The organism is Syntrophaceae bacterium (assembly GCA_013177825.1).
GTDB lineage: Bacteria > Desulfobacterota > Syntrophia > Syntrophales > PHBD01 > PHBD01.
Genome location: JABLXX010000001.1, coordinates 124,732 through 151,383, shown reverse-complemented (window position 1 = coordinate 151,383; position 26,652 = coordinate 124,732). Strand labels below are relative to the sequence as shown.

Below are 26,652 nucleotides of genomic sequence, written 5' to 3'. Positions count from 1 at the left end.
CCCTCGTTTCTGGAATCCGACTGCTACCGTAAACCTTCAAAAAATTACCCTCACCTAGACGAATATCGAGCCTCTGCGTACCGTACCGCCTTCAACTTTTGGGGAGGACCCGCCCGTCCCCCTGGGGCGCCGCGCCGGTTTTGCCGACAACGACCAGCAGCAAGTGGAGGAGATGCTCTGCCCGCTGTCTCTGCTGGATCTCCTTCATCGTGCCCCGCCCCTGCATCGCCTCACAGTCGGCCAGCGCCAGGCCGGCCAGGCCTCGAATGGTCCGGAACAGTTCCCCGTGGTTCGCCGGTCTCTTGTCGATGATCCCGCAATGATCTTCCCTGGGTAGGGCACGGGGGGGCAGGGGATCGCCCCAGGCCCCCTGGAGGATCTCGGCCGCATGTTGGCCGGATAAGGTCTGGTCCTCCATCAGGGCCGCCGACAGCGCCCGGTGTGCACGTCGTCCCCGGCGGGATCTCAACAGCTTTACGACCGGCCCCCGGAACATCTGGTAGAAGTCCTCGATAGACTTTTCCCCGTGGGGAAAGGCGTGCATCTTGAGGGTCTCGTCATTCAAGGGCAGCAGGTCCTCCAGGTTCCGGAAATCCTGCCCATGACCGGGACGCCCCCCGGGATGGAAAAGATCATCGGAGGTCCTCCCAGCCAGGAGGAAGTGCGCCTGGTCCGCTGTAAGGCTCTTCGGTTCTCCGATAACACCTATCCGGCCGCCCGACAGGTAGCAGACCCCTTGGGAATCCCCGGCACGCCTGGGATCAACGGTGATGCTCTCGATCCGCTGCCCGGCGATCCAGCCGACAAGGGCGTGGGCGGCTTCATGGTCTGCCGTCTTCCGTAATTCCCTATCCGCCTTCATGCAACGGGCCTCCGCCTGAAAATCTCCGCCATGGGCAGCGGTGCGCCTCGTTCAAGCAGGAACCGGAGCAGGTCCTTGCTATCCGCCTCAACCTCGCCGCCGGCTCCCTTTGTTTTGCTGATGGGGTAGCTCACAAAATTTCGCCATTCCAAGAAACTTGGGATGTCCGACCTGGTGAAGGCGCATATCTCCCGCCAACCCCGCAAGACCCGATCCGGCATGGCCCCGATGTGCCGCCTGAGGTGCGCCCGCTCCAGATCCTGAAGCGTGATCTTCTCGGGCTCCCCTGGATTGAGGCCGTTCTCCTTCGCCCAGGACCGAAACTCTTTCAGATCCAGAGATGGAACCTTCGTCCCCTGTGAGTTTCTCCGCGGCTTCATGGGGAACCCGAAGCTTTGCTTCATGACGCGCAGGAGACCAGAGACCGCGCTTTTCGACTCCACGGACCACCCCGCGCCCATGAAATTCTCGATGTTTTCAATGCCAAAAATGATTTTTTGCATCTTTCTTTCCTCCGCTTTTATTTTACCCTTATACAAAAGGTGTCATACTATGATCCTACGGTAGCCGGAACGTCGGTGTCACACCCAACCCTGTTGCCGGAGTCCCGCTGTGGATCGCCATGATTACAGACACGATCCTATCTCCTGCCCGGATATCGTCAAAGTCCATGTCGACCGCAGCAGGGACTGCTGCTGTCACCGATGTAGTATGGTAACTGTCAATGTTTAGGTTCGTTGACAGCATGGATCGCGTGCGGTTGACGGCAAGATAGCCGGTGCCGAGGGTCTTGTTGGATTCAACGGCCCCCCCAGCGTTATCGATTTCAAAGTAGTTGGCACCCACTCCCGTCAGCACATACTTTCCATTGTTCCCGGCGGCAAAGTTCTGGGCTTGCGGAATTACCTGGTCTCCGATCTGTAATGAGGCAAGGCTGTCTGCAATGCCGGGGTCTGTGCCCGTTCCATCATAGGTGTAGCGGAACGTGGTGCCGCTCGGATTCGTAATGTCGAATTGGGTTGTGCTGTCGCCAAGGCGGGTTTCCCGGTTGCGATAAATGGCAACTTCCATCGTCCCGCCGATTCCGGGATCACTTGCTCCGGCTACTGCCCCCACAAGGTTCATGCCGTTCATGCTGTCGGGTATATAGCCATTATCCGCGGCGGCATACTGTGAGCATGCGCTCGCCTGTTCCACCACCTGAATCGGCCACTCCTTACTGCCGTTAAAATAGGCCTTCAGGACGGACAGTGCGACTTTCTTTGTCGATCCGCCCTGCACCAGGAGGGTAATGTCTGCATCCGCCGCTGTAGTCGCGGCCGGAAGTTGGCTGATTTTCGGCATGATCATGCTCCTTTCGGTTCGCTGATTTGTTTTTGTCCGTCCTCCGTCGGGGGTCCGGCAGGCTTCACCGGAACCCCCTTCGCGGAGGACAACAAACAGTACAACGCTATTTCTCTTCTGAAGCTCCTATGAGGAGCCTTGCTCCACCGCCAATCTCAACAATTCCAAGTTTTGCGTCATACCCGCGGGCTCCGTTCTCAATCTCATGGCTCCCGGGCAGGTACTCCGGATGATTCCCGCCGGCAGACATGACCCGGTACAGCTTTTCGAATTCCAGGCCCTTCCACTTCAAGTCCGCGTCTTTCCAAGTTGCCGTGACACCCCAGCCGCCCCAAAACTTGAAGACGGAATGAATCACCGGATCGTCAAACCTCACGGACGAATAGCTCCCGATCCTCCGGACGGCCTCGACAACCTTAATCCAGGCCCGGGTTGCCTGGTCTTCCTTCTTACCCTGCAGCAACTCCACAAATTCAACGGGCTTCGGGAAAAACTTCGATGTGAAAATCAAATCCTTGAAGGCCCGCTCGCAGTCCTCGTCACTGAAGGGCTCCAGGGCCTTCCAGTAGAGGGAATGAAGGAGCGGCGTCAGTTGCTTGTTGAAAACCTCGCCCATGGCCAGCATGTAGGATTTGAAAAGCCTGTCGTTCTTCATTCCGGAGGGCTCCAATTTTCAAGGGCCGCCATGTTCTTCACCGTCAGGTCCGATGCCTGGCCGGTCATCGGGTGTTTGATTTCATTCAGGTAGCTTTCAAACTTCTGCCCGAAAAGCGTTTCCGGCCTCAGGTAGTCAACCATCTTCGGATCCGCCCGCCACGAGCAGCACTTGTTCCGGATAACTTTTTGAAAATCGTCTGTCCTGAAGCCTTCCGCCCAGCGGGCTTTTATGAGTCGCTGCGTTGTCTTGCTGCTTGAACGGAAGGACTTTCCGGAATTTTCATTCAGGAAATGTGTGATTTCTTCATAGGGCGGGCGATCCTTCGCCCCGCAATTTATTTCTTCCGTTCCATTTCCATTTCCATTTCCTCTTCCACTTCCTTGGGATCCTGGGTGCTTCCCGGGTGCTTCTCCGGCACTTCCCTGTTGTTTCTCGGTTTCATCTGTTGAGATTTCTTGATGAAATTTAGGAGGGACCGGGTAGAGCGGATCCGCCTGGGCTTCCTTCCCGTTGATCCGCTGGTGCTCTGAAAAGCCGGGAATCACCCCGTAAGCCTTCCCGCCGGCCTCATATCGGCGGATAAATCCGGCGTCCTGCAGAACGTTGAGGGTCTTTTCGAAGTCGAAAGTCAGGAACGGGAGAATATCGAGATGCAACTGCCGGGGCCGCCATTCGAAGCGCCCTTCCTTGTCACACTGAGTCCAGAGCCCGGCGAAGACGAGCATGGGCCGTTGTTTCGGGTGCTGCTCCTCCAGGTCCTGGAGCCCCTCATGGCGGAAAAATCCTGGTTTTACGGTCCGGATCCGTGGCATCAGCCTTCCCCCCTGATTTCATCCATGGTTGTTCCCGGGGCGGGCCGCCACCACGTCGTTGTCGGCGTTGGGTAGGATTTTCACAATCCGCCAGGATAGGGGGTTGAAGACGACTGTGATTGACGGGTAGCCGTTCATGGCCCGGCCCTCAATCAGTCTGCCTGGTGCTGTTCTCGCCCTCCACGAGGCGGAGCACGTCCGATTCACGCCAGCACGTGCACCCGATAGAGAGCTTGATGGGCCTCGGAAAGCGACCATCGCGGACCCCCGACCACCAGGTCGACCGGCTCACCGGGATAATCTGTAAAACCTGCCGGAGCCGCAGGAGTTTTGGGGTTGCAAATTCGTTCGACTTGCCTTGGGTTGTTTTGTGCGTAGTCATGTCTTCCCCCTCGATTTGTTCTGTGGGGGCAGGATAGGGCAGGATTGGACGCGATTTAAAGAGACGAAAAGAAATTAATTTGAAGGCTTTTTGTCAGAGGAGGCGGTATAGCCCTTGTCAAGGGGTGATGGCTTGAAGTTTTTCAGGGCCTCACGGATGCCCCGGGATGGATCTTCACATGGCAGGCCCAAATGCTCAAGCGTCCACTTCACGGCAACGCGGAATCCCCCTGTAGGCTCGCTCATGGGCTTGCCGATGTAGCGGGAGTAGAACATCGCGATGATCTTGATGAGTCCAACCGCATCGGCGCTTTTTCTGCCGCGCCTCCCCGCTGTGATTGCCTCCGAGAGAAGCTCCGCCTCGTTGAGGAACGCCGCCAGCGGCCCGGCAAGGTCGGCCGCCCTTCTTCCGAATGCCTGATTGAAGCGGTATGCCGTTTCGTGGTCTTCGCTATCCGCAGGCGCATCGTTGAGGAACACGACCCCCGTGAGTGTCTCGGGGACGTAGAAAGGCCGGTCCTCGATTTCTCTGAGTCGCTCCAGGAGCTGTTTGCTATCTCGAATCATCGCGGCCAAGTCTTCCCGGTTGGTTGCTCTACATGTCGCGAGGGTCCTGGCATCTATTGAGATGTATTCGCCTAAGTAGAAGGAGATCCCCGCCACCAAGCGGAGTATATCGTCATCGTCCGCGACCCCCTTGAGGCTTAACAGAAAATCTCTCACATTATCCTCGGTCAAAGTCCCATAGCGCCCCTCAGCAATACCGGTCGGAATGTTTCTGTAATCCGGGATGCTGAAACCGCCCGCCGTCTTCCTGGTTTTAACCCGCCTTGGCATACCCGCCTCCCCCCGGCTTTAACGGCCCGTCACCCGGAACGGCACGACGACGGCACCGGACCTTAGCCCGTCCAGGTAATCCGCCCATAGCTGCATCATCTTCCGGCGCTCGGCAAGGTGCGCCGTCCGGTTGTAGGCCCGCCCATTCGGGTCTCTGACGGCATGGCCTAGCTGGTGTTCGATGAAATCCGGCCTCACCTGCAGCACTTCGTCAAGGATCGTTCGCGCCATGGCCCGGAATCCATGAGGTGTCATGGTTTCCTTGTCGTATCCCATGCGCCGCAGGGCTGCCAGTAGGGCGTTGTTGCTCATGGGCCGGGCAAAAGACCGCCCGGAGGGGAACACGTACTTGCTCGCCCCGGTCAGTTCTTTCAGCTCTGTCAGTATCTCCACGGCCTGATGGCACAAGGGAACAACGTGCGCGTTTTTCATCTTCATCTTCCCGGGCGGGATGTTCCATGTTGCTTCTTCAAGGTCCATCTCTATCCACTCAGCGTGCCTCAATTCGCCAGGACGGACGAAGAAGAGCGGGGCAAGGCGAAGGGCGGCCCTGACAACGTAATGCCCTTCATAGCCGTCTATGGTCCTCATGAGGGGCGCTACTTCCTTGGGGTCGGTGATAGCCGCAAGGTGCTTATCCCCCCGCTGCGCTAATGCCCCTTTAAGATCGGCTGATGGGTCGCGTTCCGCCCTTCCAGTAACCACAGCGTAACGGAACACCTGCCCGGCAATAATTCTGCACTTGTGGGCGGAATCAAGCGCCCCCCTTGCCTCGACACGGCGAAGTACCGCCAGTAGTTCCGGTGCCTTGATTTCATTGATAGGGCGTTTACCGATCCAGGGGAACAGGTCGCGATTGAGGCGGCTCATGATGGTATTGGCGTGTATCGGTCGCCATGATGGAGAAAACTTCCCGTGCCATTCAAGGGCTATGACCTCGAATGTCTCCGTCTCTTGCGTCTCTGCCCTCTTTTGAGCCTTCCGGACGGCCCCGGGATCAATGCCGTGGGCTATCTGTCGGCGGGCATCGTCCCGCCTCTGCCGGGCATCAACAAGGCTGATTTCAGGATAGGTGCCGAGAGAGAGAAGCTTTTCCTTGCCTTCGAACCGGTACTTGAATCGCCAGTATTTTCCGCCTTGGGGTGTGACCAGGAGGAAGAGACCGTCACCATCAAACAATTTCTTCTGTTTCATTGACGGCTTAGAGGATCGGATCTTTACGTCACTCAATGCCATAAAGGATTTCCTCCGTTTCTGGGGGTAACTGTTTTTCCGTGGGGGTATAAATGGCCGAAATATACCCCCATGTACCCCCGATTGCATAAGATTACATAGCACAGGTTCGGACAGGAAATCAAGAAAATCCCGCTATTTCTAACGGGTTTTGGTCTGCATTGGACTGTCTTGGATTGTCAGATGGTGCCCGGGGCGGGAATCGAACCCGCACAGCCGCGAGGACCGAGGGATTTTAAGCCCAATCCATGCACCATTGGTGACTTTGCAGGCATCCGAAATTATGGGTAATTAACTGTTATCACAAAAGAAAGAGGCTCCAACCATGTTGGCAGGAGTTGGCCACGGTTGGAGCCTTTTTGTTTTTCACGGGCACATTTTTGGGCACAGTCGGGAGAGGGGACAAGTACTCACCCCTTCCCGTTCCACGGAGACCTGATATTGATGCACGATAGAGTGTTGGCATATTCACAACCAATGACAATTAAGAAATCAAACAGGCAATTAAGTGATTAAAGCAACAAAGTGAATGCATTCCACGGGGGTGGTCAGCGAATAGGGATAGTCCCTACCCTTTTATAATAATATATAACAAAATAATCGCTTGATGATCTAGAAGTATGTATAAAATCATCTCCAATAACTATTGTTTCAAATCCATCCAGTAGAGCTGTTTTCCCAATGGCTTTAATAATTCTTTGTTCATTAAACAGTTTACGAGTCTCCAAGTCTTTATTATCATAAAATACCGCATATTCTGTGTTATCGCTTTGTAATCCACCTATAGTGTTGTTTGGAATGCTTTTGTTCAATACTGCTTTCCTTGTCACCTTTTGTACGTCGAGATTCACTTCATATATCACTTCACTATTATCAATTGTTGTAACACATTTTCCCCTTTGACAAAAAGTTGTCGTTCCAGCAATTCCTTTAACTTCAAAAGCTTGAGCAGAATAGCCCATAAGAAATAATAAAAAGACAGAAATTATGGTAACTAATTTGGTGGTCATAATCTTCTCCTTTAAGAAAGGGAAAACGTGTAATCTAACTTTATTTATAAAAGAGTATTTTAAAAATAGCTATGTGTTTTGTGTCGTTTCACAAAATTCATCTACATAATCTGGCATAGTCTTGTGTGCTATATATAAGCTAACAATCGGAATAACTATGAAATGAATTAAACAGAATAGTAGAATAGGAATAAAAGCAATCGCCGGGATAATCAGTATGGTTACAAGAATAAAGAAATAGAAGACTGACGCACTAAACAGTGTAATAGTTGAAATTTCATTGTGTGTTTCCTTTGAAGATAAGTACTGCCAGGGACCGAGAGCCATTCCCCAAGACCACAACATGTAAGGAATTAGTTTGTAATTTATGGTTGCTTCTGTATAAAAACTTGTGCATATAAGGAAAGCCACATAACAACTACCAATAATTAAGAAGTTCGTGTAAAGGATTGACAAGAAACCAAAAAAATGTCCTAAAATATTTTTCTTTTTTAAAAAGTGAAATGATAATAAACCAATTGGAATAGTCGGCATCAATAAAATTGAAATTATCCAATGAGATGTGAAGAGAAGTAATAATCCAATTCCAATCAATTTCCATTCGCCTAAAAAGGCTAACCAGATGCCACCGATGAATCCCCCAACCATATTCAGTATTATTATTGGTATACTCATAGCCTGTAATAATTTTGTAATCATTTTAACCCCCTCCCTTCCCTGTTGTTCGATATTAAGCAGGCAAAGGTAACAGCCCCCATTAATTCAAGACCATGCAGTGTAAGCCCAAAGATGCAGCCTTTACGCAAGTGATACTTATTTATGGTGATTCTGGAAATGGATCTGATAACCAAGGAAATGTGAATTTTGATATTCACAGGCTGTCAGAAATGTCAAGGCAGAAATAGATCGGTTGTTTGCTTCGCTTACGTTTCCAAAATATTGGTTGAGGGGGCGGGGTGGGGGTGGTACCGGAAGTGAGGGGAGGTAATAGCCGTCGATGGGACTCCGGCGTTTCAACACACGGAACGGGAATGTAAACAACGCTAAAGCCCAATATGACGGCGAAAAGGGCTGCCTCCTTTCGGATATATCCTGACGGTTGCGAACAGTCCGATTCAAAAAAGTGAACATTTCGCAACGTCTATGGCCGTATATCAAATTAAAATAAGGGGATAGTGGCAACGCACACGCATTTACGGAACGAGATTTCGCTTGACTTCTCCAAGCGAATATTGTATGTGATCTTGTCATTTTCATTCAGGCACTCGCCCTTACTAAGACTGCTGGTTAGTCGTCCTAACAAACCCAATCGTCAGTTATTGATATTGTGGAGTAGTGTTCCTTCATGGAACATGGACTCACGCGTTTGCACGTTTAGGATGCGTTTCAAAGCATTCGGACGGGAGTTGGGTTTTTTCTTGATAATTCTGTTGTTTGTGGCTGATCACACGGCTACAATAAATTTTACAGGGGGGAATGGAATAAAGGTTATTCATACCGCTTCCATTCTTGGGAGACCGGCGAAAAATTTTTGTCTATAAATTATCCATATGAATCAGATAGTTATATAAAAAAAACTCTTTTGAAAAAACCTTATTATGTGGTACCGTTCCCGCGCACCACAAGATATAGCGTCGATGATTTGAACCATGAGGAGGAATGTTTTAAGGTACAATGACAAAAAATGGGGCGATGAATCCGGCCGGCAAGCATGGTTTTCATCGCCCCGATGGACACCGAAACGGCGTCACGACTTCTTCATGCACCAGTCGGAGCCGGGCGTCAAGTTTTCTTTTCGGTGTTTGACGACTAACCCGATTACAAGGAGACGATTGCATGAGGAAGGAAGAAATCCGCGTTACAGATTCGTCCGAAATTGCCGCATTTGCATCTCTTCATCTGAAAATTCCACCACAGCCCTTTGTCCGCAGTGAGGACGGCCGCATAGCTTGGCGTTTCTCACGGGACATCTCCCCGGCGATTGCTGCCCTCTACACGGATATTCCCGTTCCAATCTGGTCTTTCATACGGGAACTGAAAGCCGTTAGAGGGACGATCTTCACGCTGAAGCGTGCGGGAGCGGGCTATGGGAAGACCCTCTAAAAAGAGTCACAGCAAACCCAAGCCTCCACCCTATGTCCCGTTTCGATGGGATATTCTCAATTCATCTGCTTACAAGCGGTTGATCCCGTCAGCGGCAAAACTTCTCCCCTACTTCCTGGGCAAGGTGAAATGCCGCTTGGATGACCCTGCCTTATACGCAACCCAGTTTACCTTCACCTTTCAAGAGGCCGAAAAATGCGGATTTGCAAAGTCAACGTTCCGCAAATCCTATGTGGATCTTGAAGCAAAGGGCTTCGCTGTGCGGACCATGAAAGGGGGGCTACGCGAAGGAAATGCCAAGGTCAGCAACCGCTTCCGCTTGTCCAAAGATTGGGAACGGTACGAGGGCGGGATTGGGAAAGGAGTAATTGAGCGAGCCGAACCCGATTATGCGGAGATTTTCATCAATAAAGCGAAGGAGAGACTAACGGAGAAAGAGGTTTCAGGGGGGACTAGGGATGGTAAATATTAGTAAAGAGTCCAGAAAGTGCACTGTAGGAAGGAATATTCCGGTTTTCAGTGTCCAAAATCTGAACTGTTGGTGCCATTGCATGATGCCACCAGTGCACAAAATGAAGAGTGAAGAGTGCACAAAATGGACTGGGAAATGAAACAAATGGGAACGGCTGTTACAAAAGTTGGCTTGCCTTCATGGGGTGGTTCCCTGAAGAAGGCTTGTTATGCAGAGCGTGTACCTTGTAAGCGATGCGGACGAATCATGCTGCGATGGAGGAGACCGCCCGAACTGGAAGCCGCTTACCCGTTTCGTTTTGACAGCATTTGCGCCTGTTGCATCACACCGGATGAACTCCGCTCCTACTGGAAGGAAACCCAATGTTCAGGTGATGCACCTTTACCGAGTAAACCAACACCCATTGGAGGAAAAGCATGACGGCAGAAGCAAAGGGCACATTTCGTTACGAGCATGACAGCAAGCGGTTCCATCGCTATGCCATGGAAGCTGAAGGCGGGATCGTCGGGATGATCTATATCCCGAAGGATGCACCTATCCCTGTGACTGTCACCCTGAAACGGAAGGACCGTGGGGAAGGCTGATTATTACAGGATTGTTAATGATCCGCCCAAACAGTACGTGCGTGTATTGCAGCAATGGCAATAGCCAGAACATTCAGTAACCGTTTGAAACATACAGGATTTGAAAGGATTGGCGGTAGCTATGCACGCGCGATTTATATGCACCGATACGCGCGCACGCGCGCATGATCCAGGAAAGACAGCCTGAGTCCAAAGCCCAGGCGGTACGGAAATCTAATGAGACCCTTTTTTATGCTTTCTTGGTCAAGCGTTCTTTCTCTTTTTTGTCTTTTCACTGGTGACATTGGCACCACTTTTTTTACGAAATGCCAATAAATACGGATGATGAATCAATTTGTTTTCATTGAGGATATTAAGACCGTTCCGTCAATGCGTCATTGACGAAATGATGTGATTTTTTGGTTCTGCCTGTCCGCTTTATTACTTGTGAATTTATGCCCCTTTTTGCGTGGCGGGTACACAGGGGCAAATTATCAAGAACCGATAAGGGGGCGGTCCCCCCCACCGGGGGTGGTTGATGTTTTGATCGAGTCGGAGTTTGACAAAGGGAAACAAGACAACATCCCGACGGGACCCAAGGGGGGCAAAAGGGGTGCAAAGGGGGGGCATAAGGGGGGACATAAGGGGGGACATAAGAAGGCGAAGGGATTACCCCCGCCGGGACACAAACCAGCACAGAAAGGAGAGGATGATTTGACCCCAGGAGAAGCAATCAGGCGTTACTGTGTTCATTGCTGTGGAGGACAGGCTTCAGCGGTTGCCGGATGCGACGGCGAAGAGTCGGCAAGGGAAAAGGGATTCATGTCCTGTGAATTCAATCCCTACAGGTTTGGAAAGGGCCGTCCTTCCGTTCGATTGATCCGTCAATTCTGCCTTTCCTGCCAAGGTGGACGGGCGGATTTTGTCCGGGATTGCATCAAGCCGTCCTGCGGTCTCTACCCCTTCCGCTTGGGGAAAAACCCGAATTTCATCAGGGCCGGAAGAAGCGCGGCAGAGATGGAAGCGATCCGGCTTAAACGAGGGGGGACAGTCAAGGAATCGGACGGCCATTATCAACAGTCCATTCCGGGGATGAAGGAAGGTCCGTCCCAACAGGAAAATTTCCTCGAATCCTCCGTTTGCTTGATGAAGGGAAAGACTGTTCCGACGATCATCCAAGGGGAGCTTTTGTAGGCACAATCCGGGCACAGTCGAAAAATTGACCATGTAGATTCGGGAGGTTGCAACGACGCGAAGGATTACGAATCCAACGGGCACAATCTTGAAACGGCTTTACGCCCTGCCGGAAGCCGCTGTTTACTTGGGCCGTTCCATATGGGCCGTCCGGGAAATGGTATGGGCGGGAAAGTTGCCGGTTGTCCGCGATGGAAGGCGAATCCTACTGGACGTTCACGATATGGACCGATGGATTGAAATGCAGAAAACCACTTACCCGTGAAGAATTCCCTTGACAAATATAAGCCAATGGCTTATGGATGAATCATGAAAGCGGATCAATTGCAGAAATGGCGCGAGGTTCATGGATACGCCCAAGCACGGTTAGCAGCGGCTTTGGAAGTCCATGTCATGACCATAAGCAAGTGGGAGCGGGGAGTCAGGGAGATTCCGCCGTTCCTGCATCTTGCCCTTCGGTGTCTGGAATTGGAAGGAGGTGAAGGCGTAACCGGCAAGGAGGGAACGAAAAAGAAAACGAAAACGAGAAAGGAGGTCAAGAGCAATGGGAAGCCTTTACAAGCGCGGCGAGGTCTGGTGGATCAAGTATTACCGGAACGGGAAGCCCTATCGGGAGTCCGCAAAGACCGTAAGCGAAACAAAGGCAAAGAAGTTGTTAAGAAAGCGTGAAGGAGAGATTGTGGACGGCAAGCTCCCCGGCATTGTTTTTGAGAAGGTCCGCTTTAACGAATTGGCGGAGGACTTCATAACGGATTACAAGATCAACGGCAGGAAGTCTTTAGTCCGTGCTGAACGTAGCGTTAAGCACCTAAAGACTGCATTTGAAGGGATGCGAGTTCCTGAAATCACAACACCCCGCATACGGAAATACATTGACGGGAGACTTGAAGCGGGAGCGGAAAACGCAACCGTGAATCGTGAGCTTGCAGCTTTGAAGCGGATTCTGAACCTTGGGGCAAAACAAACCCCGCCCAAGGTGGACCGCCTCCCCTTCATTCCCATGTTGAAGGAAAACAACGTCCGCAAAGGATTCTTTGAGCATGGCGACTTTCTGACCTTGCGGGATGCCCTGCCGGATTACCTGAAAGGGCTTGTGACCTTTGCGTACAAGACAGGATGGAGGGTTTCAGAGATTGAAAACCTTCAATGGTCAAACGTGGACCTTGCACAAGGGATCGTGAGACTTGAGACGGGAGAAACTAAAAACGACGAAGCGCGGACGGTATGCCTTGACGATGAATTGAAAGCCGTGTTCCAGAAGCAGTGGGAATCCCGAAAGGGTTTACAGAAGGTTTTGCCTTGTGTGTTCCCCAATGAGTCTGGAACAGACAGAGTCAAGGACTTCCGGGGAGCCTGGGCGAAAGCCTGCGATGAAGCGAAGATCGGCAAGCGTCTATTTCACGACTTCAGAAGGACGGCGGTTCGCAACATGGTGCGGGGTGGAATCCCGGAGCGTGTCGCCATGATGATTTCCGGGCACAAGACCCGGAGCGTGTTCGAGCGTTACAACGTGGTTTCGGATACCGACTTACAGCTTGCGGCCCACAAGCTGGAAACCTACCTTCAGGCACAGACGGGCACAATTTCGGGCACAGTCACCAAAATCGAAAACAAAAAGGGTCAAGCCGTCAATGCTTAACCCTTTGTTTTTATTGGTGCCCGGGGCGGGAATCGAACCCGCACAGCCGCGAGGACCGAGGGATTTTAAGTCCCTTGCGTCTACCAGTTCCGCCACCCGGGCATGGTGGGGATTCTTAACGGTTTTCCCGATGGGTGTCAAGGCGATTGTCCCGAAAATGCCCGATTCTAAAGGAGTTCCAGGAGGACTTTCAGGCTGTCCTTCCGTTTCGCCTGCTCGAAGGCTTCGACTCCCCGCTCCAGCGGATAACGTCCGGTGATCAGCCGTTCCAGCGGCATGTCCGGGTGTGCACGGAGGATCTCCAGCCCGTCGGCGAAGCGGCCGCAGCGGGACCCGACGACGGAGATCTCCTTCACGACGACGGGGGCAAGATCGATGCGGAAGGAAGCGGCAAGAGTGGTTTTCAGGACGACGGTTCCGCGGGGCCGGCAGAGAGCAAGCGCCTCCGCCAGGCCGTGGGCGCTTCCGGTGGCCTCGACAACCAGGTCCGCGCTTCGCTCCGCCTCGCCCGCCTTTTCGCATGTTTTCAAATGGTGCCAGCGGGCGGCTTCCAGCTTGGCCGGATGATGTCCCACGAGGGTCACATCCTCCAGGACCGTAGAGAGGATCCAGGCGCACAGGATACCGATCCTCCCGTTTCCCAGGACGACGGCCCGCTCGTCCCTCCGGAGCGGAACCTGCTCCAGGATTTCGCAGGCCGCAGAGAGCGGTTCGACGAAGACGGCCCGCTCGTCGCCGATTTCTTCTGGCACGGGGTGGAGATTGACAAGAGGGAGGCTGCAGAATTCGGCCATGCAGCCGGGATGGCCGATGATGCCCAGAACCCGTCTCTCAAGGCAGTGTCTTTCCATTCCGGCCTTGCAGCAGGCGCAACGGCCGCAGCCGATATTGATCTCCCCGACGACCCGTCTACCGATCAGGGACGGATCGTCCCCGTCCTCGACGACGCCCACGAATTCATGCCCTGGGATGCCCCGATAGTCGTGGTAGCCAGCGAGGATCTGCAGATCCGTTCCGCAGATGCCCGCCGTGTGAACACGGATCCGCGCCCATCCTTTTGCCCGCGGAGGTTCGGGAGCGTCCGTCCGGAAACGGAGGGCGCCGTCGAAGAAAAGGGCCTTCATGCAGCTTCACCTGTAATATGCTGGTCGATTTGCATGTTTTGGCAAGTAGATCATCGCCGGTGACCTGTCAACAGGGATCCGATTCCACGTCGCGAACCGATCCCGGTCGTTCCTGTCCGGACCCCCGGAAAAACAGGGAATTCCAGTGTTTTCATTCTTGAAGGGACTCCGGCCGATGTGCTACAAGCAGGACGCCTCACATTCCATCTCCGGAGGAACTTCATGAAAAAAGCAGACGTCGTCCTTTCGGGGGCGCGAGTCCTGCTCCTGGACGAGAAGGACACCATCCTCGAACGGGGCGCCGTCGCCGTCGTCGGCGACTCCATCGCTGCCGTGGGAACCGTCGAGCAGATCGACCGGGAGTTCTCGGCACGGAAGCAGATCAACGCCACCAACTGCCTCCTCCTCCCGGGCCTCGTAAACGCCCACACCCACGCGGCCATGACCTGTTTCCGGGGGATCGCCGATGACCTGGACCTGATGGACTGGCTCAGCAACTACATCTTCCCCGCCGAGGCGCGCAACGTCGATCCCGAACTGGCCTACTGGGGAAGCCTCCTGGCCTGCGCGGAGATGATCCTGTCGGGAACCACCACCTTCTGCGACATGTACATCTTCGAGGACGAGACGGCCCGGGCAGCCCATGAGGCAGGCATGCGGTGCCTCCTGGGGGAGGTCCTCTTCGACTTTCCCTCTCCCAACGTCAAGACGCCCAGCGAAGGCCTCCGCTACACGGAGATGCTCATTCAAAAATGGGCCGACGACCCCCTGGTGAACATTGTCGTGGAGCCGCATGCACTCTACACCTGCTCCCCCACCCTGCTGAAGGACGCCAAGGCCCTGGCGGACGCGTACGGCGTTCCGGTGGCTACCCACTACCTGGAGAACACGACGGAGCCGGACATCATCCGGGAGAAGCTGGGCCGGCGGGCCTCCGAATTCCTGAAGGAGATCGGATATCTGGACGATCGCTTCTTCGTTTTCCACGGCGTTTACATGGACGACGAGGACATCCGTATCTTCGCGGATCACGGCTGCAAGGTGGTTCACAACCCGGAGAGCAACATGAAACTGGCCTCCGGCGTGGCCCCCGTCTCCCGGATGATCGAAGCGGGGATCACCGTCGGCCTGGGGACCGACGGCTGCGCCAGCAACAACAACCTCGACATGTTTCAGGAGATGGACACAGCGGCCAAGTTGGAGAAGTCGGTCCGACTGGACCCAACGGTCATGTCGGCCCGGACGGTCCTCCGGATGGCCACCTGCGACGGGGCGAAGGTCCTGGGCCTGGATCATCTGGTAGGGTCCATCCGTCCCGGCATGAAGGCGGATCTTGTCCTGGTGAACCTCAACAGGCCGCATCTTACGCCGATGTACAGCGAGTATTCCCACCTGGTCTATGCCGTGAGCGGTTCCGACGTCGATACGGTCCTCATCAACGGGAAGTTGGTCTTGGAAGACCGGAAGCTTCTCACGATCGACGTGAACGAAGCCATGGAGCGCGTCCGGCGCATTGCCGAGCGGGTCAAGCGGAGCATGGCAAAATGATGGACAGCGACCCTTTGGATCTGCTTGTCACCGGTGGGACTCTCCTGACGATGAACGGAAAGAGGGAGGTCCTGGAGGATCCGGCGATCGGGATCCGGGGGGACCGGATCGCCTTCGTCCGGCCGGGAACGAAAGATCTTCCGGAGGCCCGGGAGCGGCTCGATGCCACGGGCTGTGCCGTCCTCCCCGGCCTGGTGAACACGCACACCCACGCCGCCATGGTCTGCTTCCGCGGTCTCGCCGACGACCTCCCACTGATGGAGTGGCTGGAGCGGCACATCTGGCCCGCCGAGGCGAAGTACGTGAATCGGGAGATGGTCTATGCCGGGACCACGCTGGCCATCGCGGAGATGCTCCTCTCCGGCACCACGACCTTCTGCGACAGCTACTTCTACAGCAGTTCCGTCGCCCGGGCGGCCGTGGATGCGGGCATGCGGGCCGTCGTCGCCCAGGGATTCATCGATTTTCCCACCCCCGACAGCCCGGATCCCTCCCGGCAGATCGAGATCGCCGAGAAGTTCGTCGGGACCTGGCGGGACCGCTCGCCCCTGGTCACCCCTTCCCTCTTCTGCCACACGCCCTACACGTGCTCCACCGGGACACTGACGACCATCAAGGAAACAGCCCGGCGAATCGGCGTGCCCTTCCAGACGCACCTGTCGGAGACCCGGGAAGAGGTGGACATCATCCGCAAACGCTACGGGAAATCACCCGTCGGCTACCTGGATTCCATCGGCGTCCTCGACGAAAAAACCATCGCCGTCCACTGCAACTGGATAGAGGATGACGAACTGGACCGGTTGGCGGCCCGGGGCGTAAACGTTTCCCACAACCCGGAAAGCAACCTGAAGCTGGCCTCCGGGATGGCCCCTGTCCCGAAGATGCTCCGCCGGGGAATCGCCGTCGGCCTGGGGACCGACGGCTGCGCCAGCAACAACGACCTGGACCTGTTCGGGGAGATCGCGACGGCGGCGAAAATCCACAAGCTCATGGAAATGGACCCGACTGCCATGGACGCCACGACCGTTCTCCGCATGGCCACGATCGAGGGAGCGAAGGTCCTCGGGCTGGAAGAGGAGATCGGGTCCGTTGAACCGGGAAAGCAGGCCGACCTGATTCTCCTGGACCTGGACAAGCCCCATTTCACGCCCCTGTATAATCTGTGTTCCCATCTGGTCTATGCCGCCCGGGGCTCCGACGTCACAACCTCCGTGATCGCCGGGAAGGTCGTCATGAAGGACCGGCGCCTCCTGACGATCGACCTGAGCGCCGCCATGGAAGAGGTGAGGCGGATCGGACAAAAGATCCAGTCCGACCGCACGGGGAACTCATGAACGGGAAACATGGAGAAACGAAGCTGTTCCGGGCTGCCCGGTTCGCATTGCCCTTTTTCCTGGGTCTGCTTGTTCTTGCCGGGCCGTCCTCGCTCTTCGCAGTCCCAATCGAAGTGACCCTCTACCCGGATTCCGCACGCATCACCGAGACGGTCCGGGTTAAACTTCCATCGTCGGCCGGCAGCCTGGCGTCGGCGAATTTTACCCTTCCCGGATCGGCAGACCCTGCCACGCTGACCATCGGCTGCCTGCCGGCGGGGTCCTGCCGCGTCGAGGACTATCAGGTGAAGCGGATCGAGACACCGCTGGGCGCGAAGGAAGTGGAACTCGAAAAGAAAGCGGCAAAAGTGAGAGACGAGGCCGCCCGGACACGGGCTGCGATTCTCGCCACGGAGGCCCAGATCCAGTTCTGGCAACTCCAGACCAAGGCCAAGACGAAGACCCTCGCCGATGCCCGGAACATGGCCGCCGCCATCGGTCAAAACATCCGCAAGGCCGGCCAGGAAAAAAGCGCCCTTGAAGACAGCCTCCGCAGGGCGGAGCAGCGACTCCGCGACGTCGAGGCAGAACGGACGGCCCTGCCGGAGCACCGCAAAGCGACGTGGCAGGTCACGGCGTCCCTCTCCGGGACGGCAGCCCGGGAACAGACGCTGACTTTCAGTTATCGGACGGGCGGCTGCGGTTGGACTCCTTCCTATCGAATCGAGGCGAGGCCCGGTGAGGGCAAGATCCGGATGTCTTTCGACGCCGAGCTGAGACAGGCATCCGGCCAGGATTGGAAAGACGTCCGGGTCATGCTGGCGTTTCCGGAACCGTCGAACATCCCGGCAACGGCTACAGCGGATGCCGGGACTTCATCACAGAAGACTGCCCTCCCTGCCCCGAAAAAAGGGAAAAAAGCACGCAAGGGCGCGGCGGAAAAGAAAGCCGGCGAACCGGTCCCGGAAAAAGAATCTCCGCCCACCCCTGCGGCCCAGGCAAGCACTCCATGCGCCACCGGAGCCTGCGGCCCCTGGAGCCTGGGGAAAACCGACGTTCCCGCGGGTACAACCGTGACGAGAAACGTGATCCTGGAAACGGGTGACGGATCGTTTCTTTACGGGATGGAATCCCTTGCGGGAGAACCGGTTCTGCAGTCGGAGGAACGTCAGGCCTGGGCAGTTCGGATGCCGGCGGGTCCCGCCCTGTTCATGATCGACGGTGCCGTCACGGGGCGCGGGCGATTTCCCGAACGGGAGGGTCGTTCTTTTACGTTCGGTCATGATCCCCGGGTCACCTTGCGCGCAGTCAGCGGGGGTGGGCAATTCGAGGTGAACAACGGGCGTCCCGAGCCGATCCGGCTCCTTTGGCGGGACGGACGTCCGGAAACGGAAATCCTGTCGATCCCTCCGGGCGCTTCGGCTGCGCTGCCGCCGCCCTCCCCTGCTCATGCAGGATCGGAGTGGAAAAACCAGTCCGCGCCGGCCCCGGCACCGGAGGTGCAAAAATGAACGCGACCTGTCCCTTCTGCAGCAAAGGGATCGAATTGGGCGACCGGATCGGCCGGCGGGAGACCTGCCCACGTTGCAGCCGGGACCTCCACGTCTGCATCTGCTGCCGCTTTTATGCTCCCGGGGTCTACAACGACTGCCGTGAGCCGCAGGCCGAGCGGGTCGTGGACAAGGACCGCAGCAACTTCTGCGATTTCTTTACCTTCCGGGATGGATCGTCGCCGGCGGCACCGGCGAAGGGAAAATCCTCCTCCAGGGATCGGCTGGAATCCCTTTTTAAAAAATAGCTGACTCCCGGCCCGTAACAAATTAAAAAAACGCATGGTGATGATGAAGAAAAAAACCGTTCTGGCGGCCATGAGCGGCGGCGTCGATTCCTCGGTTGCAGCGCTGCTGCTTTGCGAGGCCGGTTACAGTGTCACGGGTGTGACCATGCACCTGGGAATCCGGTCCGATGACGGGCACGGCCGCTGCTGGATCCGCGACGCCGTCCGCGACGCACGGCGGGTCTGCGACCGGCTGCGGATTCCCCACCGGGTTGTCGATCTCGCCGGGGAGATGCACGCGGAGGTCATCGGCCGGTTCGTTCGGGAGTATCGTCGGGGTCGGACACCCAACCCCTGCATCGACTGCAACCGGCATCTCAAGTTCGGCCGCCTGTTCGAGACGGCCCGGTCGACGGGCTTCGAATTCATGGCCACGGGCCACTACGCGAAAATTGAGAAGGAAGGAGACAGGTATCGTCTTCTGAGACCGAAGGATCGGACGAAAGACCAGACCTACTTTCTCTATCCGATCCGGAGGGAGGACCTGCCGTCGATCCTGTTTCCACTCGCGGACCGGACGAAAGAAGAGGTTCGGGCACTGGCCAGGGACGCAGGCCTTCCCGTTGCGGAGAGAGCGGAGAGTCAGGACATCTGCTTCGTGCCCCGGAAGGGCTATCGACAGTTTATCCGCGACCTGGCAGGCACCCAGCAACCGGGCCTGATCGTGGACATGCACGGCCGGGAACGGGGCCGGCACGACGGCATCGTCTCCTTCACGATCGGCCAGAGGAGCGGCCTGGGCATCAGCGCCCCGGAACCGTTCTATGTCGTCTCCGTGGACCCGGATACAAACCGGGTCGTTGTGGGGGGAAAGAGCGATCTGCTGTCCCCGGGCCTCCGGGCGTCGAATGTCAATCTCCTGGTCGATTCCTGGCCGGAAACGGCGGAAGCGAAAATCCGCTACCGCAAGAAGGCCTCGGCCTGCCGGATCTTTCCGGAGGGAGGAGGACTACGGATCGAGTTCGAAGAGCCACAGGAATCCATCACGCCGGGTCAGGCAGTGGTGATCTACCGGGGCGACGAAGTCCTCGGAGGCGGGGTGATCGATCAGGTATTACAGTAATATCAAGGAGCAGAAAGTGATTGATTACAGCCTTTACCTGGTAACGGACCGGCGCTGGCTGGCGCGCCGGGACCTGGTTGACTGCGTCGAAGAGGCCGTCCTCGGAGGCGTGACGGTCGTTCAGCTGCGGGAGAAGGACGTGGACTCCCGCTCCTTCTTTCAGCTTGCCTTGCGCATGAAGGCGCTCACCGACCGCTATGGAATTCCCCTGATGATCAACGACCGTCTCGACATCGCCCAGGCAGTGGACGCCGCCGGCGTCCATCTCGGTCTGGACGACCTTCCCGTGCCGACGGTGCGGAAAATCCTGGGACCGGGGAAAATCGTCGGAGCCTCGGCGGCCACCGTCGAGGAGGCCCTGCGTTTCGAGAAGGAAGGGGCCGACTACCTTGGGGTTGGCGCCGTGTTCGAGACGGCTACGAAGCTGGGCAACGAGTCGGTGACCTTCGACGACCTCCGGAGCATCAAGCGGGCTGTGAACATTCCCGTCGTCGCCATCGGAGGCATCAAGGCGGAAAACGCGGGAGCGGTCATGGGAACCGGCGTGGACGGAGTGGCCGTCGTCTCCTCGATCCTCGCCATGCCCGATATCAGGGAGGCGGCGATCCGCCTGGCCGCCGCGGTCCGAGGAGCCGGGAAATGAGCGGCACGCCCCATCGCTGGCGGGTCCTGTGGGCCGCCTTCATCACTTATCTCCTGGACAGCTACGACCTGATCGTCCTGGCGATCGCCATGCCCGTCCTGCTCAAGGTCCTGGACATGTCGCTCCCCGAGGGCGGGCTCCTGGGTTCGGCCACCATGCTGGGCGCCATGGCCGGCGGCGTCCTCTTCGGCCTGATCGCCGAGAACCGCGGCCGGCGCTTCGCCCTGATCCTGGCCCTACTCTGGCTGGGCCTTGGGATGGGGGCCGTCTATGTCGTTTCCACCTGGGAGCAGTGGATGGTCCTCCGTCTCGTCACCGGGATCGCCATCGGCGGGATCTGGGGACCCTGCGCCGCTCTCATCGCCGCGCACTGGTCGCCGGAATACCGGGGCCGCGCCGCGTCGTTCGTCTACAGCAGCTTCGCCATCGGTGCCGTCCTGGCCTCCCTGGTCGGGCGGATGGTCCTGCACACGGACTGGCATGTCCTGTTTCTCATGGGTACCGTATCCATCCCCATTGCGCTCCTCGTTTACCGCCTTGTGCCGCCCGATCCGGCTCAACCGGCATCGCCGGATGGCGAGCGTCAGCCCGGCGTGGGTGTCGGTGCCATCTTCCGGGATGGAATGGCCCGGACCACCTTCCTGGCGACGCTGATCAGCGTGGTCAACCTGGCCGGATACTGGGGGGCGGCATACTGGATCCCGACCTTTCTGACAAGGGAACGGGGGCTCAGCCTTACGACCATGGCGTGGTTCTCCTTTGTCATGTACCTGGGGATGTTTCTCGGATTCCAGTTTTTCGGGGCGCTGTCCGACCGGATCGGGCGGCGGAAGGCCATGATCGCCGCGTTCCTTACAGTCGCTTTTGCCGTCGCCCTTTACATCGTGGTCCGCAATCCCGTTTTCCTCTTCTGGTGGGGAATCGTCGTGGGCTTCGGTCTCTGCGGGGTCGGAGGCGTGCTGGGGGCATACTTCGCGGAGCTTTTCCCCGAAAGAATCCGAGCCTATGCCGGCGGCTTCTGCTGGAACATGGGGCGCATCGGTGCCGTCCTGGCTCCCTTCACCATCGGCGCCATCGGGAAGAATTACGGGCTCCAGACGGGCCTGGCGGTCACCTGCATCGTTTACATCCTCGGAGCGGCGCTGCTCCTGTTTCTCCCCGAAACGCTGCGCTCCGGTGGAGTGAATGAAACATGAGCGACATCGACGTACAAGACTTCCTGGGCAGAAGGACGCTGATCGTCGGCGACATCAACACCGGCAAGACATACCGGAGCGGGGAGATCCTATCCGCTTTATGCCTCTCGGGCCTCGGTCCGCGCATCGTCATCCTGGACCTGGCGCCTGTGATCCCGGAGAAACTCGCCCTGGAGAAGGGGCTGCGGGGCGCCGGCGGCAGGCTGTCCCCTCCCCCGGGCCGGCATGTCCTCGTCTTCGAGGCATCTCCCGAACCGCCCCGTCTCAGTTCGCGAACGGAGGCGGAAGCCCTGGAAAAGGCCCGTCGGAACCGCCTGGCCATCGATGCACTCTTCCCGCGTGCTTCCAAGACCTCGCGGGACATTCTCTTTGTCAACGACATCAGCCTCTACCTGCAGGCGGGAAACGTGGAGGACCTGACCACGTTCCTGAACGGCTTTGGGACAGTCATCGCCAATGGCTACCGGGGCGAGCGACTCGGCGGCGGCTCCCTCACGGAGAGGGAGAAGGAACAGATGGAGAAACTGATGGCCTGCTTTGAAGCCCAAGGCCGGGTCATCCTGCTTGAGCAGATATGAATGGGGAGGAGTCGATTTTCCTTTTCTCAACCCGGATCGGCCTCTTTCTGGAGAGAAATACAGGCCAGGAAATTGAATGAACGATCCTAAGGGAGGAAATCCGCCATGAAAAAATCTATGGGTCCCAAAACAATTATCTACCCCACTCCGGCGCTCGTTATCTGTACGTATGACAAAAACGGGAAACCAAATGCGATGACCGCCGCCTGGGCGGGCATCTGTTGCTCCTCGCCGCCCTGCATCGCCGTATCGTTGCGAAAAGCGACGTACACCCACGGAAGCATTAGTGATCGGCGGGCCTTCACGGTGAACGTTCCCTCGGAAAAATACGTCCGGGAAGTGGATTATTTCGGAATGGCATCCGGCAGGAAGGTTGACAAGTTCGCCGCCACAGGCCTCAGCCCGGAGAAGAGCACCGTCGTCGACGCCCCTTTCATCCGGGAGTTTCCCTTCGTCCTGGAATGCCGGCTCGTCCACGTCCTGGAGTTGGGCCTTCACACCCAGTTCGTCGGGGAGATCCTGGATCTCAAGGCGGAGGAATCCGTTCTTTCCGAAGGCGGCTCCCTGGACATTGAGAGAATCAGGCCCATTCTCTATGCTCCGGATGACGGATATTATTTCGGTCTGGGGGATAAACTGGGCAGGGCCTTCTCGATGGGTCGAAACGTCGGATGAGTTTGAACCCGTATTCCGGAGGAAATCATCATATCCTCTACCGCCACGCCCTCAACCTCGCCCTGATCACGGTCCTCTACAACATTGCCGAGGGAGTGGTATCGGTTTGGTTCGGACTTGAGGATGGCACCCTTTCGCTGTTCGGATTCGGCCTCGATTCCTTCGTGGAGGTCATCTCCGGGATCGGCGTCTGGCACATGGTCCGCCGCCAGCAAGTCGAGCCCGACGAAGATCCGGATCGCTTCGAACGAACCGCCCTCCGGGTGACGGGCACGGCATTCTACATCCTCGCCGCGGGGCTGGCCGTCACGGCCGCCTGGAGTCTCTACACACTGCACCGTCCGGCAACGACCTTCTGGGGCGTCGTGATCTCCCTGGTATCCCTGTCGTTCATGTGGTGGTTGATTCGTGCGAAAAAACGGGTGGGGCGGGAGCTCGGTTCGCCGGCCATCCTGGCGGATGCCGAATGCTCCCGGGCCTGCATGTTCCTGTCGGCGGTGCTCCTGGCGGCCAGCGCCGGCTACGAACTGACGGGCATCGGCGGCCTGGACGCCCTGGGTGCCCTTGGAATCGCCTGGTTTTCATGGCGGGAGGGACGGGAGGCCTTTGCCGAAGCGAAAGGCCTCTCCTGTTCCTGCTGCACTGACGAGTGAGCCTGATTCACCAGGTTTTTCCATCTGGGGAAGCACATTCTTGAACCCCCGGAAACCATCCAGTCTGGATCAGGCCGATTCGCCTCCGCCCCCGGATCCGGAGCGGCGTCTTCGCGAGCGATCCTTGTCCCGTTCTCTCGGCGGCCTCCGGCGCTTCGGGCGATCGCTGTCCCGCCGCGGGGATGCTTCTCTTCTCACCTCCGGAGCCTGCTCGACGGGCTCTGCGTCCGAAGGCGACGGGATCGGCGCCTGCAGTGTCCGCTGGTAATAATCGTCCAGCAGCATGGCGATCACGGGGATTTCCCCCTCCGCCTCCGCCAGGCTCCGTCCCAGGGAAATAAACCGCTGCATCCGCTCGACCTGCACCCGGTCCCGCCCCCGGAGATCCGCTTCCAGCGCCGCGGTGATCCGCTGCGACACGACCGCCTCGACGTCTTCCTCCGAAGGCAGTACCCGCTCTTCCATGTTGATCTGGTATGTCTTGGCGATGGATTTGAGCTTGAACTGCTCCATGCCGGCGACAATCGAGATGGCCGTGCCGGTCGCCCCGACCCGTCCCGTTCGTCCCGCGCGGTGAATGTAAAGCTCCGTGTCCTCCGGCGGCTCGTACTGGATCACGTGCGAGAGGTCCTGGATGTCGATTCCCCGGGCGGCGACGTCGGTCGCCACGAGAAACCGGAGGACCCTCTTCTTGACCCGGTTCATCACCTTCTCCCGCGCGGCCTGGGAGAGGTCGGAGCTGAGCTCGTCGGCATCATACCCGAACCGCTGCAGGACGATCGTCACGAAATGCACCGTTGCCTTGGTGTTGCAGAAAATGATTGCCGAGGTGGGGTTTTCCATTTCGATGATCCTGACCAGGGACCGCTCCCGCTGCATTCCCGGGACAAGGTAGTACACGTGGTCCGTCCCGGTTACATGGACCCGGTCCTGGCTGAGGCTCAGGAATTCCGGATCCTGGAGGAACTGGCTGGCGAGGCGCAGCACGTCGGGGGAAAAGGTGGCTGAAAACATGTAACCGCTGATCGGCTTTTTGGGCATGAACTGCTGGATCCGCTTCATGTCCGGATAAAAGCCCATGGAGAGCATGCGGTCGGCCTCGTCGAATACGAGGATCTGCAACTCCCGGAGGGAAAGGGTCCCCTGAATGAGGTGATCCAGGATGCGGCCCGGCGTACCGATGACAAACTGGGCGCCCGCCTTGAAGGCCTCAAGCTGGGGTCCGTAGGAGACTCCGCCGTATACGACGGCGGTGCGGATCGCCATCTCGGCCCCGAGCGTTTCCGCTTCCCGGGATACCTGGCCGGCCAGTTCCCGGGTGGGAACCAGAACCAGGGCCTGACAGGCGCGCTTTCCGGGATCGATCCGCGCGAGGATCGGCAGGACGAAAGCTGCGGTCTTGCCGCTTCCGGTCTGCGACTGAACCATCAGGTTCCGCTTCGCCAGCACATACGGGATCGCCCGGGACTGAACCGGCAGGAGTCGCGCCCATCCAGCCCGGGTGCAGGCTGTCTGCAGCTGCTCCGGGAGTTCCTCCAGCTTCACTTCCGGCAGGGAGTCCGCCGGCTCGATAATCCGTTCATCTTCATTCATAGTTATTCCGCGGCCTTCCACGCCCGGAACCTCCGGAACGCCGACCGTTGAATCGTTCTCTCTTCCTTCTTCCTGCATGTTTTCTTCTCTCCTCGATTTGTTTGTTTCTTTCCATCTTCGCTGCGAGCGAAGCCTATGCCGAAAGCCGGGTTCCCGGCTTGTTGCGCTCCCTCTTTTCCCCGGCCTTCAGGGGCGGTTCATCCTGTCGAGAACGTGAAAGAGAGCGTGGGTTCCTTCATTTTCAAGTCCCTCCGCCACGGCGGCCAGATAGAACTGGTTCACCAGGGCAAGCCCCGGGAGAGACAGTCTCATTTTCTTTGCCTCGGCCAGGGCGATTCCCATGTCCTTCACGAAATGGCGGATTGCAAAACCCGGGGCCGTGTCTCCCTTCACGATTCGCGGCCCCAGCTGGTTGAAGGCCCACGACGCGGCGGCCCCCTTTCCCACGACGCCGATCGTTTGTTCCAGATCGAGACCCGCACGCCGGGCGTAGAGCAGGGCCTCCACGACGCCGATCATCGTCGAGGCAACCAGGATCTGGTTGCTCATCTTCGTGTGCTGGCCCATGCCGGGGCCGCCCATGAGGACGATGTTCCCGCCCATCCGCTCGAATACCGGAAGGACGCGCCGGAAGGCCTCTTCATCGCCACCGGCCATGATCGCCAGCGTTCCCTCCCTCGCCCCGACGTCTCCGCCGGAAACCGGTGCATCCAGGGAAGAAACGGATCGTGCCCTTGCCTCGTTGTAAATCCGAACAGCCAGGGATGGCTCGGACGTGGTCATGTCGACGATAACGGATCCCTTCCGGATCCGGGCAAGCACGCCATCTTCCCCCAGGATGACCCGTTCGACGTCGGCCGGCTCGCCGACCATGGTGAAGACGATATCGCTCCGGGCGGCGACCTCCCCGGGACTGTCGCACCATATCGCGCCTTCCCGGCACAGATCTTCAGCCCTTTCCCGGCTTCGGTTGAAGACGGAAACGGGATAGCCGCCTTTCAGGACGTGCATGGCCATGGAACGGCCCATGACGCCGGTTCCGATCCAGCCTATTTTTTCCACGGGAATCCTCCGAACATGCCGGTTCGAACGGCCCCACCGGCACGGGAACCTTGGAACTATCGGGTAAAATGCCCAATATGTCAAGAAGTTTAGCCTGTCTAGCCCCCGGCTGTCCATCTTTCCCGTGGAACGGCGGCGATTTCGATGCTGCGGGCAGACAACTAAGCACCCTTCCTCTTTTATCTCTCCAATATGCCTTCATTCCCATTTGCTTGTTTCACCAATCATCAAAAATAATCAAAACTCGAACAGCCTCCAG

General features: G+C 57.3%; 29 protein-coding genes and 1 tRNA gene. 16 read left to right on the top strand and 14 right to left on the bottom strand.

Features of this window, described 5'->3' with window-relative positions; all coding sequences use genetic code 11:
* Positions 1–91: 91 nt before the first annotated feature.
* From HPY65_00765 to HPY65_00745, 5 genes are all read right to left on the bottom strand, one after another.
* The gene (locus tag HPY65_00765) at positions 92–862 is read right to left on the bottom strand and encodes a hypothetical protein (protein NPU82989.1); all 771 of its coding nucleotides are present in this window, start codon (positions 860–862) and stop codon (positions 92–94) included.
* Positions 859–1,365, bottom strand: coding sequence for a hypothetical protein (locus HPY65_00760; GenBank protein NPU82988.1), 507 nt, complete (start codon positions 1,363–1,365; stop codon positions 859–861). Before HPY65_00760 ends, HPY65_00765 begins: the two co-directional genes overlap by 4 nt.
* A gap of 55 nt (positions 1,366–1,420) precedes the next feature.
* A complete protein-coding gene (locus tag HPY65_00755; GenBank protein ID NPU82987.1) occupies positions 1,421–2,206 on the bottom strand; it encodes a hypothetical protein in 786 nt (261 codons plus the stop codon).
* A 106-nt stretch (positions 2,207–2,312) separates the two neighbouring features.
* The gene (locus tag HPY65_00750; protein NPU82986.1) at positions 2,313–2,861 is read right to left on the bottom strand and encodes a hypothetical protein; all 549 of its coding nucleotides are present in this window, start codon (positions 2,859–2,861) and stop codon (positions 2,313–2,315) included.
* A complete protein-coding gene (locus tag HPY65_00745; protein NPU82985.1) occupies positions 2,858–3,589 on the bottom strand; it encodes a hypothetical protein in 732 nt (243 codons plus the stop codon). The genes HPY65_00750 and HPY65_00745 overlap by 4 nt, the downstream gene beginning before the upstream one ends.
* On the opposite strand from HPY65_00745, the gene HPY65_00740 reads away from it, so the two are divergent.
* Entirely contained in the window at positions 3,515–3,751 is a 237-nt protein-coding gene (locus tag HPY65_00740) for a hypothetical protein (protein ID NPU82984.1), read from the top strand. The two genes, HPY65_00745 and HPY65_00740, sit on opposite strands and share 75 nt — an antisense overlap.
* Before the next feature lie 73 nt (positions 3,752–3,824).
* Here the strand turns inward: HPY65_00740 and HPY65_00735 are convergent, their stop codons facing one another.
* From HPY65_00735 to HPY65_00715, 5 genes are all read right to left on the bottom strand, one after another.
* Positions 3,825–4,058 carry an AlpA family phage regulatory protein gene (locus HPY65_00735; GenBank protein NPU82983.1) on the bottom strand — a complete coding sequence of 78 codons (234 nt, stop codon included), beginning with the start codon at positions 4,056–4,058 and terminating at the stop codon, positions 3,825–3,827.
* Between the two features lie 74 nt (positions 4,059–4,132).
* Positions 4,133–4,894: a hypothetical protein gene (locus tag HPY65_00730; GenBank protein ID NPU82982.1), complete on the bottom strand. Its 762-nt coding sequence runs from the start codon at positions 4,892–4,894 to the stop codon at positions 4,133–4,135.
* Between the two features lie 18 nt (positions 4,895–4,912).
* The gene (locus tag HPY65_00725; GenBank protein ID NPU82981.1) at positions 4,913–6,130 is read right to left on the bottom strand and encodes an integrase arm-type DNA-binding domain-containing protein; all 1,218 of its coding nucleotides are present in this window, start codon (positions 6,128–6,130) and stop codon (positions 4,913–4,915) included.
* A gap of 545 nt (positions 6,131–6,675) precedes the next feature.
* Positions 6,676–7,137: a hypothetical protein gene (locus tag HPY65_00720; GenBank protein ID NPU82980.1), complete on the bottom strand. Its 462-nt coding sequence runs from the start codon at positions 7,135–7,137 to the stop codon at positions 6,676–6,678.
* Positions 7,138–7,206: 69 nt separating this feature from the next.
* Positions 7,207–7,836 carry a hypothetical protein gene (locus HPY65_00715; GenBank protein ID NPU82979.1) on the bottom strand — a complete coding sequence of 210 codons (630 nt, stop codon included), beginning with the start codon at positions 7,834–7,836 and terminating at the stop codon, positions 7,207–7,209.
* Positions 7,837–8,973: 1,137 nt separating this feature from the next.
* Here HPY65_00715 and HPY65_00710 point away from each other — a divergent pair.
* The 5 genes from HPY65_00710 to HPY65_00690 all read left to right on the top strand — a co-directional run bounded on the left by HPY65_00710 (position 8,974) and on the right by HPY65_00690 (position 13,108).
* Positions 8,974–9,240, top strand: a complete 267-nt coding sequence (locus HPY65_00710) for a hypothetical protein (protein ID NPU82978.1) — start codon at positions 8,974–8,976, stop codon at positions 9,238–9,240.
* On the top strand, positions 9,224–9,712 hold the full coding sequence (locus tag HPY65_00705) for a hypothetical protein (protein NPU82977.1): 489 nt from the start codon (positions 9,224–9,226) through the stop codon (positions 9,710–9,712). Before HPY65_00710 ends, HPY65_00705 begins: the two co-directional genes overlap by 17 nt.
* Before the next feature lie 416 nt (positions 9,713–10,128).
* Complete coding sequence (locus HPY65_00700; GenBank protein NPU82976.1) at positions 10,129–10,296, top strand: hypothetical protein; 168 nt, start codon at positions 10,129–10,131, stop codon at positions 10,294–10,296.
* Positions 10,297–11,596: 1,300 nt separating this feature from the next.
* Positions 11,597–11,734: a helix-turn-helix domain-containing protein gene (locus tag HPY65_00695; GenBank protein NPU82975.1), complete on the top strand. Its 138-nt coding sequence runs from the start codon at positions 11,597–11,599 to the stop codon at positions 11,732–11,734.
* A gap of 279 nt (positions 11,735–12,013) precedes the next feature.
* Entirely contained in the window at positions 12,014–13,108 is a 1,095-nt protein-coding gene (locus HPY65_00690) for a tyrosine-type recombinase/integrase (protein NPU82974.1), read from the top strand.
* Positions 13,109–13,122: 14 nt separating this feature from the next.
* Here HPY65_00690 and HPY65_00685 read toward each other — a convergent pair.
* Positions 13,123–13,210: transfer RNA gene (locus tag HPY65_00685), tRNA-Leu, on the bottom strand.
* A gap of 65 nt (positions 13,211–13,275) precedes the next feature.
* On the bottom strand, positions 13,276–14,232 hold the full coding sequence (locus tag HPY65_00680; protein ID NPU82973.1) for an alcohol dehydrogenase catalytic domain-containing protein: 957 nt from the start codon (positions 14,230–14,232) through the stop codon (positions 13,276–13,278).
* A 222-nt stretch (positions 14,233–14,454) separates the two neighbouring features.
* On the opposite strand from HPY65_00680, the gene HPY65_00675 reads away from it, so the two are divergent.
* The 10 genes from HPY65_00675 (at position 14,455) to HPY65_00630 (ending at position 23,738) form a co-directional block, all read left to right on the top strand.
* A complete protein-coding gene (locus HPY65_00675; protein NPU82972.1) occupies positions 14,455–15,780 on the top strand; it encodes an amidohydrolase in 1,326 nt (441 codons plus the stop codon).
* On the top strand, positions 15,780–17,114 hold the full coding sequence (locus HPY65_00670; protein NPU82971.1) for an amidohydrolase: 1,335 nt from the start codon (positions 15,780–15,782) through the stop codon (positions 17,112–17,114). The genes HPY65_00675 and HPY65_00670 overlap by 1 nt, the downstream gene beginning before the upstream one ends.
* Positions 17,111–18,604 carry a DUF4139 domain-containing protein gene (locus HPY65_00665; protein NPU82970.1) on the top strand — a complete coding sequence of 498 codons (1,494 nt, stop codon included), beginning with the start codon at positions 17,111–17,113 and terminating at the stop codon, positions 18,602–18,604. Before HPY65_00670 ends, HPY65_00665 begins: the two co-directional genes overlap by 4 nt.
* Positions 18,601–18,891 carry a hypothetical protein gene (locus HPY65_00660; GenBank protein ID NPU82969.1) on the top strand — a complete coding sequence of 97 codons (291 nt, stop codon included), beginning with the start codon at positions 18,601–18,603 and terminating at the stop codon, positions 18,889–18,891. Before HPY65_00665 ends, HPY65_00660 begins: the two co-directional genes overlap by 4 nt.
* Before the next feature lie 34 nt (positions 18,892–18,925).
* Positions 18,926–19,993: a tRNA 2-thiouridine(34) synthase MnmA gene (gene mnmA / locus HPY65_00655; GenBank protein ID NPU82968.1), complete on the top strand. Its 1,068-nt coding sequence runs from the start codon at positions 18,926–18,928 to the stop codon at positions 19,991–19,993.
* Between the two features lies 1 nt (position 19,994).
* A complete protein-coding gene (locus HPY65_00650) occupies positions 19,995–20,636 on the top strand; it encodes a thiamine phosphate synthase (protein NPU82967.1) in 642 nt (213 codons plus the stop codon).
* Positions 20,633–21,832: an MFS transporter gene (locus HPY65_00645; GenBank protein ID NPU82966.1), complete on the top strand. Its 1,200-nt coding sequence runs from the start codon at positions 20,633–20,635 to the stop codon at positions 21,830–21,832. Before HPY65_00650 ends, HPY65_00645 begins: the two co-directional genes overlap by 4 nt.
* Positions 21,829–22,410: a hypothetical protein gene (locus HPY65_00640; protein NPU82965.1), complete on the top strand. Its 582-nt coding sequence runs from the start codon at positions 21,829–21,831 to the stop codon at positions 22,408–22,410. The genes HPY65_00645 and HPY65_00640 overlap by 4 nt, the downstream gene beginning before the upstream one ends.
* A 105-nt stretch (positions 22,411–22,515) precedes the next feature.
* Entirely contained in the window at positions 22,516–23,085 is a 570-nt protein-coding gene (locus tag HPY65_00635; protein NPU82964.1) for a flavin reductase family protein, read from the top strand.
* The gene (locus HPY65_00630; protein ID NPU82963.1) at positions 23,082–23,738 is read left to right on the top strand and encodes a cation transporter; all 657 of its coding nucleotides are present in this window, start codon (positions 23,082–23,084) and stop codon (positions 23,736–23,738) included. The genes HPY65_00635 and HPY65_00630 overlap by 4 nt, the downstream gene beginning before the upstream one ends.
* Before the next feature lie 69 nt (positions 23,739–23,807).
* Here the strand turns inward: HPY65_00630 and HPY65_00625 are convergent, their stop codons facing one another.
* Together HPY65_00625 and HPY65_00620 are read right to left on the bottom strand one after the other, a co-directional pair.
* Positions 23,808–25,331, bottom strand: a complete 1,524-nt coding sequence (locus HPY65_00625; protein NPU82962.1) for a DEAD/DEAH box helicase — start codon at positions 25,329–25,331, stop codon at positions 23,808–23,810.
* A 186-nt stretch (positions 25,332–25,517) separates the two neighbouring features.
* Positions 25,518–26,510, bottom strand: a complete 993-nt coding sequence (locus tag HPY65_00620) for an NAD(P)-dependent oxidoreductase (protein ID NPU82961.1) — start codon at positions 26,508–26,510, stop codon at positions 25,518–25,520.
* Between the last annotated feature and the right edge of the window lie 142 nt (positions 26,511–26,652).

What these genes read in the sequence shown, in the direction of transcription:
- HPY65_00765 (NPU82989.1), bottom strand. Translation starts at nt 862, where the DNA reads ATGAAGGCGGATAGGGAATTACGGAAGACGGCAGACCATGAAGCCGCC.
- HPY65_00760 (NPU82988.1), bottom strand. Translation starts at nt 1,365, where the DNA reads ATGCAAAAAATCATTTTTGGCATTGAAAACATCGAGAATTTCATGGGC.
- HPY65_00755 (NPU82987.1), bottom strand. Translation starts at nt 2,206, where the DNA reads ATGCCGAAAATCAGCCAACTTCCGGCCGCGACTACAGCGGCGGATGCA.
- HPY65_00750 (NPU82986.1), bottom strand. Translation starts at nt 2,861, where the DNA reads ATGAAGAACGACAGGCTTTTCAAATCCTACATGCTGGCCATGGGCGAG.
- HPY65_00740 (NPU82984.1), top strand. Translation starts at nt 3,515, where the DNA reads ATGCAACTGCCGGGGCCGCCATTCGAAGCGCCCTTCCTTGTCACACTG.
- HPY65_00745 (NPU82985.1), bottom strand. Translation starts at nt 3,589, where the DNA reads ATGCTCGTCTTCGCCGGGCTCTGGACTCAGTGTGACAAGGAAGGGCGC.
- HPY65_00735 (NPU82983.1), bottom strand. Translation starts at nt 4,058, where the DNA reads ATGACTACGCACAAAACAACCCAAGGCAAGTCGAACGAATTTGCAACC.
- HPY65_00730 (NPU82982.1), bottom strand. Translation starts at nt 4,894, where the DNA reads ATGCCAAGGCGGGTTAAAACCAGGAAGACGGCGGGCGGTTTCAGCATC.
- HPY65_00725 (NPU82981.1), bottom strand. Translation starts at nt 6,130, where the DNA reads ATGGCATTGAGTGACGTAAAGATCCGATCCTCTAAGCCGTCAATGAAA.
- HPY65_00720 (NPU82980.1), bottom strand. Translation starts at nt 7,137, where the DNA reads ATGACCACCAAATTAGTTACCATAATTTCTGTCTTTTTATTATTTCTT.
- HPY65_00715 (NPU82979.1), bottom strand. Translation starts at nt 7,836, where the DNA reads ATGATTACAAAATTATTACAGGCTATGAGTATACCAATAATAATACTG.
- HPY65_00710 (NPU82978.1), top strand. Translation starts at nt 8,974, where the DNA reads ATGAGGAAGGAAGAAATCCGCGTTACAGATTCGTCCGAAATTGCCGCA.
- HPY65_00705 (NPU82977.1), top strand. Translation starts at nt 9,224, where the DNA reads ATGGGAAGACCCTCTAAAAAGAGTCACAGCAAACCCAAGCCTCCACCC.
- HPY65_00700 (NPU82976.1), top strand. Translation starts at nt 10,129, where the DNA reads ATGACGGCAGAAGCAAAGGGCACATTTCGTTACGAGCATGACAGCAAG.
- HPY65_00690 (NPU82974.1), top strand. Translation starts at nt 12,014, where the DNA reads ATGGGAAGCCTTTACAAGCGCGGCGAGGTCTGGTGGATCAAGTATTAC.
- HPY65_00680 (NPU82973.1), bottom strand. Translation starts at nt 14,232, where the DNA reads ATGAAGGCCCTTTTCTTCGACGGCGCCCTCCGTTTCCGGACGGACGCT.
- HPY65_00675 (NPU82972.1), top strand. Translation starts at nt 14,455, where the DNA reads ATGAAAAAAGCAGACGTCGTCCTTTCGGGGGCGCGAGTCCTGCTCCTG.
- HPY65_00670 (NPU82971.1), top strand. Translation starts at nt 15,780, where the DNA reads ATGGACAGCGACCCTTTGGATCTGCTTGTCACCGGTGGGACTCTCCTG.
- HPY65_00665 (NPU82970.1), top strand. Translation starts at nt 17,111, where the DNA reads ATGAACGGGAAACATGGAGAAACGAAGCTGTTCCGGGCTGCCCGGTTC.
- HPY65_00660 (NPU82969.1), top strand. Translation starts at nt 18,601, where the DNA reads ATGAACGCGACCTGTCCCTTCTGCAGCAAAGGGATCGAATTGGGCGAC.
- mnmA (NPU82968.1), top strand. Translation starts at nt 18,926, where the DNA reads ATGGTGATGATGAAGAAAAAAACCGTTCTGGCGGCCATGAGCGGCGGC.
- HPY65_00645 (NPU82966.1), top strand. Translation starts at nt 20,633, where the DNA reads ATGAGCGGCACGCCCCATCGCTGGCGGGTCCTGTGGGCCGCCTTCATC.
- HPY65_00640 (NPU82965.1), top strand. Translation starts at nt 21,829, where the DNA reads ATGAGCGACATCGACGTACAAGACTTCCTGGGCAGAAGGACGCTGATC.
- HPY65_00635 (NPU82964.1), top strand. Translation starts at nt 22,516, where the DNA reads ATGAAAAAATCTATGGGTCCCAAAACAATTATCTACCCCACTCCGGCG.
- HPY65_00630 (NPU82963.1), top strand. Translation starts at nt 23,082, where the DNA reads ATGAGTTTGAACCCGTATTCCGGAGGAAATCATCATATCCTCTACCGC.
- HPY65_00625 (NPU82962.1), bottom strand. Translation starts at nt 25,331, where the DNA reads ATGAATGAAGATGAACGGATTATCGAGCCGGCGGACTCCCTGCCGGAA.
- HPY65_00620 (NPU82961.1), bottom strand. Translation starts at nt 26,510, where the DNA reads ATGGACAGCCGGGGGCTAGACAGGCTAAACTTCTTGACATATTGGGCA.